Source organism: Staphylococcus devriesei (genome assembly GCF_002902625.1).
Classification (GTDB): Bacteria; Bacillota; Bacilli; order Staphylococcales; family Staphylococcaceae; genus Staphylococcus; species Staphylococcus devriesei.
In genome coordinates this window covers 1-14,050 of record NZ_PPRG01000050.1, presented here as the reverse complement: position 1 = coordinate 14,050, position 14,050 = coordinate 1, and the positions used below count along the sequence as shown (strand labels likewise).

Annotated in this window: 12 protein-coding genes; 11 read left to right on the top strand and 1 reads right to left on the bottom strand. The window is 32.7% G+C overall.

All coding sequences use genetic code 11. The features are described 5' to 3' along the window. Positions 1–117 precede the first annotated feature (117 nt). The 5 genes from CD147_RS08095 (at position 118) to CD147_RS08075 (ending at position 4,396) form a co-directional block, all read left to right on the top strand. On the top strand, positions 118–1,128 hold the full coding sequence (locus tag CD147_RS08095) for a zinc-binding alcohol dehydrogenase family protein (RefSeq protein ID WP_103166906.1): 1,011 nt from the start codon (positions 118–120) through the stop codon (positions 1,126–1,128). Positions 1,129–1,270: 142 nt separating this feature from the next. Further along, entirely contained in the window at positions 1,271–2,830 is a 1,560-nt protein-coding gene (locus CD147_RS08090) for a BCCT family transporter (RefSeq protein WP_103166905.1), read from the top strand. 180 nt (positions 2,831–3,010) lie between these two features. Next, positions 3,011–3,547, top strand: coding sequence for an alkaline shock response membrane anchor protein AmaP (amaP, locus tag CD147_RS08085; RefSeq protein WP_103166904.1), 537 nt, complete (start codon positions 3,011–3,013; stop codon positions 3,545–3,547). A gap of 12 nt (positions 3,548–3,559) precedes the next feature. Next, positions 3,560–3,799 (top strand): DUF2273 domain-containing protein, encoded by a 240-nt coding sequence (locus CD147_RS08080; protein ID WP_103166903.1) that lies wholly within the window; start codon positions 3,560–3,562, stop codon positions 3,797–3,799. A gap of 66 nt (positions 3,800–3,865) precedes the next feature. Then, positions 3,866–4,396, top strand: coding sequence for an Asp23/Gls24 family envelope stress response protein (locus tag CD147_RS08075; protein WP_103166902.1), 531 nt, complete (start codon positions 3,866–3,868; stop codon positions 4,394–4,396). Positions 4,397–4,644: 248 nt separating this feature from the next. Here the strand turns inward: CD147_RS08075 and CD147_RS08070 are convergent, their stop codons facing one another. Further along, positions 4,645–6,600 carry an IucA/IucC family protein gene (locus CD147_RS08070; RefSeq protein WP_103166901.1) on the bottom strand — a complete coding sequence of 652 codons (1,956 nt, stop codon included), beginning with the start codon at positions 6,598–6,600 and terminating at the stop codon, positions 4,645–4,647. A 102-nt stretch (positions 6,601–6,702) separates the two neighbouring features. On the opposite strand from CD147_RS08070, the gene CD147_RS08065 reads away from it, so the two are divergent. The 6 genes from CD147_RS08065 (at position 6,703) to CD147_RS08040 (ending at position 13,939) form a co-directional block, all read left to right on the top strand. Further along, a complete protein-coding gene (locus CD147_RS08065) occupies positions 6,703–7,872 on the top strand; it encodes an MFS transporter (protein ID WP_103166900.1) in 1,170 nt (389 codons plus the stop codon). A 3-nt stretch (positions 7,873–7,875) separates the two neighbouring features. Continuing rightward, a complete protein-coding gene (locus CD147_RS08060) occupies positions 7,876–9,636 on the top strand; it encodes an IucA/IucC family protein (protein ID WP_103166899.1) in 1,761 nt (586 codons plus the stop codon). Then, complete coding sequence (locus tag CD147_RS08055) at positions 9,637–10,701, top strand: alanine racemase (protein WP_103166898.1); 1,065 nt, start codon at positions 9,637–9,639, stop codon at positions 10,699–10,701. It begins immediately after the preceding gene. Positions 10,702–10,934: 233 nt separating this feature from the next. Then, positions 10,935–11,933, top strand: coding sequence for an ABC transporter substrate-binding protein (locus tag CD147_RS08050; RefSeq protein ID WP_103166897.1), 999 nt, complete (start codon positions 10,935–10,937; stop codon positions 11,931–11,933). A gap of 12 nt (positions 11,934–11,945) precedes the next feature. Next, positions 11,946–12,977, top strand: a complete 1,032-nt coding sequence (locus tag CD147_RS08045) for a FecCD family ABC transporter permease (RefSeq protein ID WP_103166896.1) — start codon at positions 11,946–11,948, stop codon at positions 12,975–12,977. Next, positions 12,974–13,939 carry a FecCD family ABC transporter permease gene (locus tag CD147_RS08040; protein ID WP_103166895.1) on the top strand — a complete coding sequence of 322 codons (966 nt, stop codon included), beginning with the start codon at positions 12,974–12,976 and terminating at the stop codon, positions 13,937–13,939. The genes CD147_RS08045 and CD147_RS08040 overlap by 4 nt, the downstream gene beginning before the upstream one ends. Positions 13,940–14,050 lie beyond the last annotated feature (111 nt).

Sequence of the window (14,050 nt, the reverse complement as noted above, 5' to 3'; positions counted from 1 at the left end):
AGTTTTATTATTATAGTAAGGTAAGGTTGGCTAGAAGTTAGTAGATGACTTAAGAACATCTATTGTGTCCAACGCTTGCCTAATTTTCAAAAGTAAGAGTTAAGGTGGTCATAGACTATGAAAGCAATTGGATTTGAAAAAACCTTTAAATTAGAAGAAGGCAATCTTTTTCAAACATATGACTTAGAACTTGGAGAACCTACAAAGCGAGAATTGTTGATTAACGTTCAAAGTATTAGTGTTAACCCTGTAGATACAAAACAACGAGTTACTGTGGTTGATAATGCTCCCAGAGTGTTAGGATTTGACAGTGTCGGCAAAGTTGAAGCGGTTGGTCCAGAGGTTGAAATGTTCAAAGAAGGAGATATCGTATTTTATTCCGGCTCTCCTAATCAATATGGCTCAAATGCGACGTCTCAACTTATTGATGAACGCCTCGTAGCAAAAGCGCCGTCTAATTTGAAAGCTGAACAAGCTGCAAGTCTCCCATTAACAGGTTTAACCGCTTCAGAAACATTGTTTGATGTCTTTGGCATTTCAAGTCGACCTGAAGATAATGAAGGCAAAACATTACTCATTATTAACGGCGCTGGTGGTGTAGGTAGTATCGCTACTCAAATTGCTAAAGCATATGGATTAACGGTAATCACTACTGCTTCACGTTCAGAAACAGTAGACTGGTCTAAACAGATGGGTGCCGATATCGTGCTAAACCATAAAGAAGATTTAAAACAACAATTTGAAGCGCATAACCTTGAAGGAGTTGACTATGTTTTTTGTACATTCAATACGGATATGTATTACGACACGATGATTGAACTAGTGAAACCTCGTGGCCATATTGCAACGATTGTAGCTTTTCAAGAGGCTCAAGATTTAAACGCTTTGAAATCGAAGAGTATTAGCTTTACACACGAGTTCATGTTTACAAGACCATTACATCAGACTCGTGATATGGTTAAGCATCATGAATATTTAAAAGATATTTCTGAAAAGGTAGAGCAAGGTATCTATCAACCTACCACTACTAAAATCGTTAATGGTTTAACACCGGAGAGTCTATTTGAGGCACATCAATTACTAGAATCAAATACGATGATTGGTAAATTGGTCATTAACTTGAACTGATAAAAAATTAATTAGCATCTAAATAAAGTTAACTTATTTATAAAATGGCGTTTATTATTACTCAAATAGGTAATAATATAAACGTCATTTTTTCGTAATTAGGGGATTGGCAATAAAACACAACATAGATAAGGAGAATTAGATGCGAAATAAATCTATTAGTGCAGTGTTTTGGACAGCGTTGACAATTTGTACTTTATTCGTGCTATATGGCGCTATATTTCCGAAACAATTAGAAACTGTTACTCAAAACATTACTTCATTTATAGCTATGAATTTCTCATGGTACTATTTGTTACTTGTATTACTTATATTCTTTGTATGTGTATATCTATTATTTTCAAGATATGCATCAATTACGCTTGGTGAAGAAGGAGAAGATCCTGAGTTTTCTTTACCATCATGGTTTGCGATGTTATTTAGCGCTGGAATGGGAATTGGTTTAGTCTTTTGGACAACAGCTGAACCAGTTAGTCATGCGTTTACATTAACACCTATACATAAAGCTGGAACACAATCAGCTATTAATGATGCATTTCAATTTGCATTTTTCCACTGGGGCGTACATGCTTGGGCGGTATATGGAATTGTAGCGTTAGTGTTCGCTTATTTCAGTTTCCATAAAAAATATCCAGGTTTAGTAAGTGCCACATTAGTTCCTATTTTTGGTGAAAAATCTATGAAAGGTCCTATAGGCGGGGCAATAGACGTTTTAGCTGTTATCGCAACGGTTACAGGGGTAGCTGCTACTTTAGGATTTGGAGCATTACAAATTAATGAAGGGCTCAATTTCTTGTTTAACGTACCGAATAATTTTGGAACACAAGTCATTCTAATAGCGATTGCTACGGCATTGTTTACGTGGTCAGCATGGTCTGGCATTGATAAAGGAATTAAGACATTAAGTAATATTAATATGTTATTAGCATTCATTGTATTATTAGGATTATTTATTGTAGGTCCAACATTATATATTTTAAATACCTTTACAAACGGTTTAGGTAACTATATTTTTAATTTCTTTAACATGAGTTTACGTATTCCAATGAACGGTGGCGAGAAGTTTAAATGGCTACAGAATTGGACTATCTTCTATTGGGCATGGTGGGTATCTTGGGCACCATTCGTCGGAATCTTTATTGCCCGTGTATCAAGAGGGAGAACGATTAAAGAATTTATCTTAGGTGTATTATTTGTACCAGCACTTGTATGCTTCTTCTTCTTTGCAGTGTTTGGTGCGTCTGCAGTGTATTTACAAGATAACGGTATTGCAAATATAGCGAAAGAAGCAACAGAGACAGCAACGTTTGCGACTTTAGAACATTTTCCATTAGGATTTGTCTTAAGTTTAATAACACTTGTTGTAATCATGATTTTCTTTGTTACCTCAGCTGATTCAGCGACGTACGTGCTAGGTATGTTAAGTTGCCGTGGCGATATCAATCCTGCTTCGTTTGTAAAAGTAAGTTGGGGAATTATACTTGCACTATTTGCTATCATTATGATTTATACAGGTGGTACACAAGCCATTCAAAACTTACTCATAATAGCTGCCTTGCCATTTTCAATTGTGATTATTATGATGATTTGGTCGTTATTTAAATCATTAGCGATAGATCATCCTAAACATTTAAATAAGCTTACATTAGGTAAAAATGTATTACAATATAAAAGTTCAAAAGATAAAGTAGAAGAAAAATAATAATAAAATTTATGTTTCTATTGTGCTAAATTTGGGAATATTTATTTTAGAAAGTAAACTTTAATGATTTTTTAGAAATTTAATTAAATAACTTTAAATTAATGTTTTGGAAAACGTTAAAAGGGTACTTATTTGTGTAATTGTAATAATTCAACAATACCTAAGGAGGTGCATGACAAAGTGAAAAGGTTAAAAAACTTTGTCCTCGGCTTATTAATAGTTGCTATTGTTGGGTTCCTGTTGTTTATGTACATAAAGGATAGTCGAATTTCTAAATATCAAGACTACTTCTTACAATTCAACTGGTTCCAACCACTATTAATTGGTTTGGCTGCTCTACTTATATTAATCGGTTTAATATTTATATTCAGCATCTTTAAACCAACATATAGAAAACCAGGTTTATATAAAGATTATGATGATGGTCATATTTATGTATCACGTAAAGCAATTGAAAAATCAGCTTATGACACGCTAACTAAATATGATCAAGTAAGACAACCAAATGTGGTTACTAAGCTTTTCAATAAGAAGAATAAGTCTTATATTGATATTAAAGCTGATTTCTTAGTACCAAATGATATTCAAGTTAAATCTTTAACTGAAAGTGTTAGAGCAGATCTTAAACATAACGTAGAGCACTTTACTGAAATTCCAGTAAGAAAACTTGAAGTTAATGTGAGAGATCAAAAAACTTCTGGACAACGTGTCCTATAAGGGAGGGATAACATGGCTGATAATAATAATCAAAATGGACAAGATGCTAGTCAACAAATTATTGATTTCATTAAGTCTTATAAATGGCGTATCATTGGTTTCTTCGCGTTCTTAATTATAGCAATTTTATTCCTAACTTTAGGATTCTGGAAAACAATTTTAATTATTGTATTGTGTTTAATTGGAATTGGTGTCGGGTATATTAAAGACCGTACACAAGACTTTATGAATTTCTTAAATAGATGGAGTTAGATTAGAATATTTGAGACTTAAAATTAAATTTTAAAATTATAATTTATATATAAAGGAGACTTTATCATGACAGTAGATAACAATAAAGCTAAACACGCATATAACAATCAAACTGGAGTTAACGAAAAAGAAAGAGAAGAACAACAAAAACAACATGAACAATACAGAGAAGAAAGAGAAGAACAACAATTCGAAAACAAATTAACTTTCTCTGATGAAGTTGTAGAAAAAATTGCTGGTATTGCGGCTCGCGAAGTAAAAGGTATCTTAGACATGAAAGGCGGTTTCGCTGATAGTTTCACTAACGCTTTCTCAAGCAACAATAACAACGTAACACAAGGTGTTTCTGTTGAAGTTGGAGAAAAACAAGCTGCTGTAGACTTAAAAGTAATCTTAGAATACGGTGAATCAGCTCCAAAAATCTTCCGTAAAGTAACTGAATTAGTTAAAGAACAAGTTAAATACATTACTGGTTTACAAGTTGTAGAAGTTAATATGCAAGTTGACGATGTAATGACTAAGAAAGAATGGCAACAAAAAAACGAAAGAAACAACAATAATAATAATAACAATGCTGAAAGATCAGGTTTACAATAATAAGCATATTGTTATTTTAAGAGGCTGAGCCATTTATAAAAAAATGGTTCAGCCTTTAGTTATGGCAGTAGTTGTCTGAAATAAAGATGCGTTCGAGCCTCACTTTCTTCATTTCTAGTCAATCTTGCCGAGGTGGGACGACGAAATCTTTGAAATTACATTAGATTTCTGTCCCACTCCTTTTTTTGTAATTTTAAAGTAAAACTTGAACTGATGAGAAATCACCAGTTCAAGTTTTATATAGAGTGCTATTTATGAAGCGGGTTATCTACTTTAATGTAACTATAGTGATGAGCTTCATCTTCTAAGCGCATCGTCGTTACACATTTATAGTCAATGTCTGGAGCAAATAGAATAGATTGTATATGCAATGCTCTCGTTGTATTAACATTAGTTAGATTGTTAAGAATATCTTTGATAATATCACTAATATTTTGCCAAACTAGGTCCTCAAAATTGTCGTCATTAACGTAGTTAGCTATCGTTAAAATTAATTCACCTAAATGATTTTGTACAGTAGAATAAAAGACTTTATTAAATACTGTGGTTTGAGAATCGGTTAAAATACGTGATTTTTCATGAAAATTCTCAGTACTATAGCCACAAGAATTAAGTTGTTGTTCATCAATGCGTAGACCTTCAAAATCACGAATATATATCTTATTTAGAGAACCATCGTTATTAAACGTGGCGATTGAATTCTGTAGATGTGCTTCTAACGCTATACCATATTTGACGTATAGGGGGATAACGATACCTAGTAAGTGTGTAGCATAAGTCGTAATCCATTCTCGTGCCACTATATTGAATGATTCGTCATTTTTTGTATTTAGTTGATAAAGTTTGATAAGACTTATAATTGGTGCTTCCTCATTATATTTGTATGTTGCAACTAAACTTGAAGGAATCATAGGTATGGTTTGTGGGGCAATAAGCGTATAAATATTTTCTCTGAAAAGGGTGCCCACTTGTTCACTACGATCAGTTTGAATTGCTTCAATATCTTGAGCATTATAAAAGTGGCTACCTGCCAATTCTTCCATAATACCTATTTTATATGCTTTAAAATCAATATCGTTAGTTAATATATTATTTAAAATACGAGTTACTAAAGGACCATTATGCGTCGTTTGCTCAGAGAGTGTTCTAATTTCTCCAGTAATATGTACGTTGGTAGATAATTTTATATGTGGAGATAAAGATGGATATTTTGGCATTAAAGTTCTAAACGACAGTCCTGCATAATAGGATAGTTCGACTTTTAATGGAATGATTAATTGTGATTCAATTTCTTTCTTATATTGAGTCAATAAGATGTTCTCATATTGCCAAGGGTGAATAATCATTAAATGATAATCATCTAAATTGGTATCCTCAGCCAGTTCATCTTGAATTTTCTTGTATAACATAGGAAATTGTTTTTCTAAGTCTTCGTTATAATTATTATGTAATGACTGCGTACGTGCTACACTATGATGAGTCAAAACACATTTCAATTTAATTTCTTTACCATATTCAGAACTATAATGAATATTGTCCTGAGCACTAAGACCTTTACGTAGTTTAGCTCCAGGATGAAGTGGATGTCCTTCAATAACTGCTTGTTCTGATCGTAAATAACTATCTGTATTCTTACTTATAATCTCCCACAAGGTTTCAGTAGTATCTCTCATGGTATATGCCTGATGTGTCAATGCTAATGTCATATTGACAACACTATTTTCTAAATCATCTTTGAATTGTTGGCTAGCATCATTATCTAAATTTGGAGCTTCTATTAGTATTAACGCTAACACCTCATTAGGATGCATAATTCTAATATACTCTTTGTTATCTTTAGACGTAGAATAGAAGAAAGGTCCCACGACATCTAAACGACTAAACGCATGAAATCCTTCGATCTGCGCATATAAGTATCTCTTTGCCTTTGGAAAATGAATACATAACACATGGGCATGTTTGTCCGCAAAGATATTTCCGAGTTCGGAAGATTTAAGTATTTTACTATTATCTTTCGCATTAACTAAATTCTCACGATATAAAGAAGTGATTAATCTTTGAGAAATTTTATCGCGTCCTTGTAGTAAGTTTTCTTCAAAAGTAGTTACTAAGTGTGGATGTTCTTGATGTAAAAAAGAATATGCGTCGTATTCTTCTTGGTTAAATTCTATATTTAAATGATCTACAATGATTGATTTATCCATAAAACACCTCAAAATTATTTTACAAAAATCTAAATGATTTGTATAATCCATAATATCGATAATGATATTCATTATCAATAAATAAGGAGTAGGTGAGCTACAGTGGCAAAATTTTTCTTCTCCAGTTCCTTTTTGCTGTTCTTAGGGAATTGGATAGGACAAATTGGTTTGAACTGGTATGTACTTACAAGTTATCATAACGCAGTTTACTTAGGATTAGTAAATTTTTGCCGACTTGTACCGATTTTGCTACTAAGTGTGTGGGCTGGTTCAATTGCAGACAAATACGATAGGGGTAAATTACTTAGAATTACAATTTCTTCTTCGTTTTTAGTTACAACTCTATTATGTATCTGTACGTATACTATCACTCATGTTTCTATAATAGTGATATTAATTTATGCTACTTTAAGAGGAATGCTAAATGCTATTGAAACACCAGTTAGACAAGCGCTATTACCTGACTTATCGAAACGATTAAGTACTAGCCAAGCTGTCTCTTATCATTCGTTTATTATCAATATATGTAGATCAATCGGGCCAGCTATTGCTGGTGTCATCTTAGCAACATATCATGCGCCAACAACATTTTTAGCACAAAGCATATGTTATTTTGTAGCTGTTCTGTTTTGTTTACCGCTTCATTTTAAAAATGATAATGGAGAAAATACTAATAAAAAAGAGCTGTCTTTAAAATTTGTTTGGAGTTACTTTAAAAACAATACGCAAGCATCGAAAATATTTATAACTTCATTAATCATTATGGCAACAGGGTTCTCTTACACTACGCTTATACCTGTATTAGTTCACCATGTCTTTCCAGGTCAATCTGAAATTTTCGGAATGTCTATGACCTTTTGTGCAATAGGTGGTATTATTGCGACGATACTACTGCCTATGATTTTAAATAAAATAAGTACAGTGTATATGTATTACTTGAGCTCAGGTCTTTTCGGTATAGCGTTATTAGGCGTAGTTATACATAACATAGTTTTAATGTTTATTAGTATGTTATTAGTGGGATTATTTAGCCAATGGGCCCGTACATCTAATCGTATTTATTTCCAAGAACATGTTTCTCCTGAAAATAGAGGGAAATTATTAAGTGTCATTATGATGGATAGAGGTATGATTCCATTAGGAAGTCTACTTATGACAGTATTAGCGCAACTCATAGGCGTGTTAGATACATTTTTAGTAATGGGATTATTTACAACATTAGTGGCTTTAACAGTATTCTTAATGCAACGAACTAGTAAAGTGGAGGAGTAAAAAATGAGTCAAAATGATTGGCAATTAGCAGATAAAAATATGCAGTATCGAGTTTTAAACGCCTTAACTAAGGAAAAAGTTTGGTCTGAGAATACAAAAATTACTTCGCAAGATCATACACTTGAAATTCAGTTGCATGGATGTCTACTTATCACTCGCTTTAAACGTTCAAGTATGATGAGTAGGTATGAATTTGAAGGGCCTATTATATATAGCTGTGGTAAACATAAAACTGAAATAACATCACTAGAAAACTTGATTGACATTTTAGTTCAACATTTTGAAATAGAAATCAGTGCTCAATTAAATAAAGAATTATTACATAGTCGTGATAGTTTTGTAGAAATATATAAATTGTTTAGTAGCCGTAAACATAATATTCAAGCTAGTATGCAATTTTCAAGGATGCCAATGACGTTAAATTTTTTTGCATGGTTACAACATATTAGTGACGCAGAGGAAATTAATGATTTACTATATTCAGAAAGCTTAGTTATTGAAGGGCATCCTACACATCCACTGACTAAGACTAAATTGCCGTTAACTATGGATGAGGTAAAGGCATATTCTCCTGAATTTGAGAGAATCATCCCCCTTAAAATTATGTTATTACACAAAAAACACGCTAGGGTAACTACTATCGATGGTGATACACAATTTATTTTACATAAGGTTATACCAGAATATCGTGCTAGAATAAGAAAATTTACCCAGTCGTTGGGCTTATCATTAGAAGATTATCAAGTGCTACTTGTTCATCCTTGGCAATATGAAAATATAATTTCTGCTAAGTTTGAACAGTGGGTTGAACATCAAATGCTTATTACAACACCTTTTGAAGTTAAATCAAAAGCAACACTATCATTTAGAACTATGTCTCTTATCGGTCGCCCATATCACGTTAAATTACCTGTTAATGTGCAAGCAACTAGCGCAGTTAGAACAGTTTCTAGCGTTACTACTGTAGACGGACCTAAATTAAGTTTATCGTTGCAAAATGTGCTTAATCAGTATCCGCAATTAAGCGTTGCAATTGAACCATACGGTATCTATGCTGATACAGGAAATGATGATGCTCGTCAATTAGCGTGTATTATTCGAGAAGCACCTTATATCGCTAATAATGGAGCGACTGTAGTTACAGGCGCTTTAGTAAATCGAAATCCTATAGATGACAACGTAACAGTTGATAGTTATATTGAATGGGTTAAAGGTGAGGTGGATAAGGAAAGTATCCATTTATTTATTCAGACGTATACACGTCAACTTGTTAAGCCTATAATAACATTAATTCAAGACTATGGAATTGCCTTAGAAGCTCATATGCAAAATACCATCGTAAACTTAGGACCCCATTATCAAATGCAATTTGTAGTTAGAGATCTTGGAGGCTCGCGTATTGATTTGAATACGCTATCACAATCATTGAAAGATATTGAGGTAACTAATGACAGTTTGTTAGCTAATTCAATTGAAGAAGTCATCGCTAAATTCCAACATGCAGTTATTCAAAATCAACTGGCTGAATTGATCTTTCACTTTTCCAAATATGAAAATATCGAGGAAAAAGAATTGTTTGATATTGTTCAAATGGAGGTTGAGCATGCTATTAATGATAGTAAACCCCACGCAGCAGTTCTTAGAAAGGTGTTATTCGGGCCAAAAATCACGGTCAAAGCGTTATTGCGTATGCGCATAGAAAATAAAGTTAAAAAGTATGTGAACATAGATTTAGATAATCCGATAAATACAGGGGTGAATTAAATGGCACATATTGATATAAATTTATCTAAAATTGCATATAATGCTGAAATGCTACGTAGTTTATTAGAAGAACAAGATATTCAATTAACGCCTGTGATTAAATGTGTAGCCGGAGATACTCAAATTATTGAAACATTGATTCAATTAGGATTTAATCATTTTGCTGACTCGAGATTGGAAAATATTACTACAACTACAAGTGAAAAAATTAATTATTTATTATTGAGACCAACTGCTAAAAACCAATATGAAGAATTAATAAAGACGGTTAAAATAAGTATGCAAACTGAAATTGAAACGATTCGCCAATTAAATGAGATGGCTGCACGTTTGAATGATAAGCACCAAGTCATGTTAATGATTGATTGGAAAGATGGACGTGAAGGTATCTTAACGTATAACGTCCTTGAATATATACGAGAAATTATTGCGATGAAGCATATTCAATTAGTGGGCATTGCATTTAATTTCATGTGCTTTAAATCCATGGCACCAACTGAAGACGATATTTATGCAATGAACCAGTTCGTCGGTGCTATTGAAAATGAATTGGGTTTTAGGTTAAAAATAATTTCTGGTGGTAATTCTAGTATGCTTCCTCAACTAATGTATAACGACTTAGGATGTATCAATGAACTCAGAATAGGGGAAACGTTGTTTAGAGGTATTGATACAACGACTTTTCAACCTATGCCACGACTTTATCAAGATGCTATAACTTTGGAAGCGGAAATTATTGAAATAAAACCTAGAGTAATAAGTACAAATCAATGCTATTTACAGGCTATCTTAGACATTGGTTATATAGATACTTACATAGAGAAAATTATTCCAATCAATGACAAGGTGAAGATAATTGGTGCGACAAGTGATCATCTCATGGTGGATTTAGATAATCAAGATTTCTATCAAGTGGGAGATACTATGCAATTTAGTTTGGAATATGAAGCATTATCCCAAGTAATGTATCAACAACGTTTAACTAAACGCTATAAAAAGGATAAGATGATTGAATCTTTGATTAAACATATCGACGCATCTACGCTTGTACCACATAAAGCTTAATATTATACTTTGCACAACTGAAAACATTCAGAGACTTTAAAAGCCATTAATTTAGATTTAAATTTAGATTAATGGTTTTTTTATTTATCCTGGGTGTGTTTTATCCTGAATATAAATTAAGTTAACGAAGTTTTTATAAAAAAATTAAAAAATTATACAAATTATATTGACATTGATAATTGTTATCAATAAACTATGAAGTGTAAACCTATACATATTAAGGAGTGGAAGTCATGAAAGGCTTTAAGATTTTAGGAGTTATAGCATTATTAGCTGTTTTAGTATTCGTGTCTGCGTGTGGTAATGTAAGCAATAATGGCTCACAAGATTCTAAGAGTAAGTCATCCTCAAAAGACACAATTGAAGTTAAGCATGAATTAGGCACTACAAAAGTTCCTAAAGATGCTAAACGTGTAGTTGCATTAGAATTTTCATTCGTAGATGCCTTAGCAGCATTAAATATTAAACCAGTAGGTATCGCTGATGATAATAAAAAAGGACGTATTATTAAACCTTTAAGAGATAAAATAGGGGACTATACATCAGTAGGGGCACGTAAACAACCTAACTTAGAAGAAATCAGTAAATTGAAACCTGATTTAATTATTGCTGATAGTAACAGACATAAAAATATTTATAAAGAATTAAGTAAGATTGCTCCAACTATTGAATTAAAAAGTTTCGATGGCGACTATAAACAAAATATTGAAGCATTCAAAGTTGTAGCTAAAGCGTTAAATAAAGAAGATGAAGGTAAAAAACGCTTAGATGAACATGAGAAAAAAATCGCAGAATACAAAGATCAAATTCAATTTGATAAGAGCGAGAAAGTTTTACCAGCTGTTGCATCTAAATCTGGTTTACTAGCTCATCCAAAAGAATCATATGTTGGGCAATTACTAAGTGAACTTGGTTTCGAAGAAGCATTAACTCAAGATGTAACTAAAGGTCTAAGCAAATATTTAAAAGGCCCTTATTTACAACTTAATGCTGAGACATTATCTGATGTTAATCCAGGTAGAATGTTCATTATGACAAATGGTGCTAGTTCAGATGAACCATCATATCAAGAATTGAAAAAAGCCCCGGTATGGAAAAAACTAAATGCTGTTAAAAATAATAAAGTAGAAGTTGTAGACCGTGATACTTGGGCGCGCGCACGTGGATTAATTTCATCAGAAGAAATGGCTAAAGAAATTGTTGAACTTTCTAAAAAAGATTCAAGTAAGTAAGGTGGATGCTCAATGGCTATGAAGTTAAACAATAGTCAATCAGAAATTGAAAGAGCAAATAAGAGACGCACTACATTCACGTTTATTGTGAGTGTGTGCTTTCTTTTTATTTTTGCATATTTTAATTTAGCGATTGGTTCTTCAGAAATTCATACTCATGATATCTTTAAATATTTTTTTACTTCTACTGAAACAAAACAGACATTTTTAATTCATAATGTAAGAATGCCAAGAATGATTGGCGGACTTATTATAGGTGGTTCGTTAGCGCTAGCAGGATTATTAATGCAAGCTATTACAAGAAATCCGTTAGCGTCACCACAAATTTTTGGCGTTAATGCAGGAGCGTCTTTTGTAATTGTATTAGTGACAGTCTTAATTCCAACGCTTGGAAATTATGCGACATATCTTGCGTTTATTGGGGCGTTTGTGGGTGGACTGACGGTTTATATATTGTCAGGGTCGACTCAAAAAATTACCCCTGTCAAATTAGCCTTAGCCGGTATGGCTATCCACTTATTTTTCAGTAGCTTAACTCAAGGTATCATTCTTTTAAATGAAGATTCTAATACAACGGTAATGTTTTGGTTAGTAGGATCGTTAAATGGGCTGAAATGGGAAGCAGTGTTAACGATTATGCCATGGCTTATACTAGCAGTGATAATTACATTATTATTGGGACGACAGTTAACTATCATGGAACTAGGTGACGACATAGCTAAGGGATTAGGTCAAAAAACGCAATTGCTAAGTATTATCATTGGTTTATTAGTTATTGTGTTAGCAGGCGCCTCCGTATCGATAGTAGGTCCAATTGGATTTATAGGTTTAATTGTTCCTCATATAGTTAGACGTTATGTTAGCAAAGATTACTTTATTATGGTGCCATTAACTTTTCTAATTGGTTCAGATTTATTATTACTATCTGATACACTTAGTCGGCTAATTACATTCCCATATGAATCGCCTGTAGGTATAGTTACTTCATTTGTAGGAGCAATTTATTTCCTAATGATTACGCTTAAAGGAGTGAAACGAATATGACTAAACGTAAACTATCGATTCGTTACTCCATAGTTATTTTATGCTTAATTATAAGTATTTTTATTAGTTTGTGTGTGGGGTCTACGATGTTTAATCCTCTACACGCTCTTAAAAGTGTTATTAAATTAGATGACTTTATTATTAATGAATATCGTATCCCTAGAACTTTATTAGGTTTAATAGTTGGAAGTAGTTTAGCTATAGCCGGAGCAGTTATACAGGGAGTTGTAAGAAATCCATTAGCCTCACCAGATGTTATAGGGATTACAAAAGGTGCTAGTCTAGCAGCAGTCATTGTCATTATGGTCTTTCCTACTGCACCTCTAATTGTACTACCTATCGGTTCATTTATAGGTGCACTTATTATTAGTTTAATTTTATCCTTTTTAATTTCGAAATTTAATGTTAAGGGTTCAACTTTAGCATTAATAGGATTAGCAATAGGAGCAATTTGTAGTGCCATTGTTCAATTTCTATTAATACGTAATCCAATGGATGCTAATAATGCGTTAGTATGGTTAACAGGTAGTTTATATGGTCACACGATTGAGAATTTTTATTCAATCTTACCTTGGTTTATTATTACGTTGCCATTAGTGATAGCTTTAAGTTACCAACTAGATATCTTAAATTTAGGTGATAGTATAGCCATAGCACTAGGTGCTAAAGTACAACGACTTAAAATGATTCTGTTAGTCTTATCAGTAATGTTAGCTGGAGCATCAATTTCAGTTGTTGGTGGTATTAGTTTCTTAGGTCTTATTGCTCCTCATATTGCGCGCACTATAGTTGGACAACGTTACATTCATGTGGTCATCATGTCTGGGTTAATTGGCTCAATATTAATATTAGTAAGTGATGGATTAGCTAGAGGTCTACATCCTCCTTTAGATGTGCCTGTAGGAGTCATTATAGCAATCATCGGTGTGCCTTACTTCTTATTCTTAATACGTAGAATATAATAACGTTTAAAGCTAATTTCTCATATTTATTCATTGGGAAATTAGCTTTTTGTATATTGCACACCTTTTGAAAATAAGATATAGTAATATACCTGTCTCTTATACACATCT

Coding starts and splice junctions, on each gene's coding strand:
- CD147_RS08095 (WP_103166906.1), top strand. CDS start 118: ATGAAAGCAATTGGATTTGAAAAAACCTTTAAATTAGAAGAAGGCAAT.
- CD147_RS08090 (WP_103166905.1), top strand. CDS start 1,271: ATGCGAAATAAATCTATTAGTGCAGTGTTTTGGACAGCGTTGACAATT.
- CD147_RS08080 (WP_103166903.1), top strand. CDS start 3,560: ATGGCTGATAATAATAATCAAAATGGACAAGATGCTAGTCAACAAATT.
- CD147_RS08075 (WP_103166902.1), top strand. CDS start 3,866: ATGACAGTAGATAACAATAAAGCTAAACACGCATATAACAATCAAACT.
- CD147_RS08070 (WP_103166901.1), bottom strand. CDS start 6,600: ATGGATAAATCAATCATTGTAGATCATTTAAATATAGAATTTAACCAA.
- CD147_RS08060 (WP_103166899.1), top strand. CDS start 7,876: ATGAGTCAAAATGATTGGCAATTAGCAGATAAAAATATGCAGTATCGA.
- CD147_RS08055 (WP_103166898.1), top strand. CDS start 9,637: ATGGCACATATTGATATAAATTTATCTAAAATTGCATATAATGCTGAA.
- CD147_RS08050 (WP_103166897.1), top strand. CDS start 10,935: ATGAAAGGCTTTAAGATTTTAGGAGTTATAGCATTATTAGCTGTTTTA.
- CD147_RS08045 (WP_103166896.1), top strand. CDS start 11,946: ATGGCTATGAAGTTAAACAATAGTCAATCAGAAATTGAAAGAGCAAAT.
- CD147_RS08040 (WP_103166895.1), top strand. CDS start 12,974: ATGACTAAACGTAAACTATCGATTCGTTACTCCATAGTTATTTTATGC.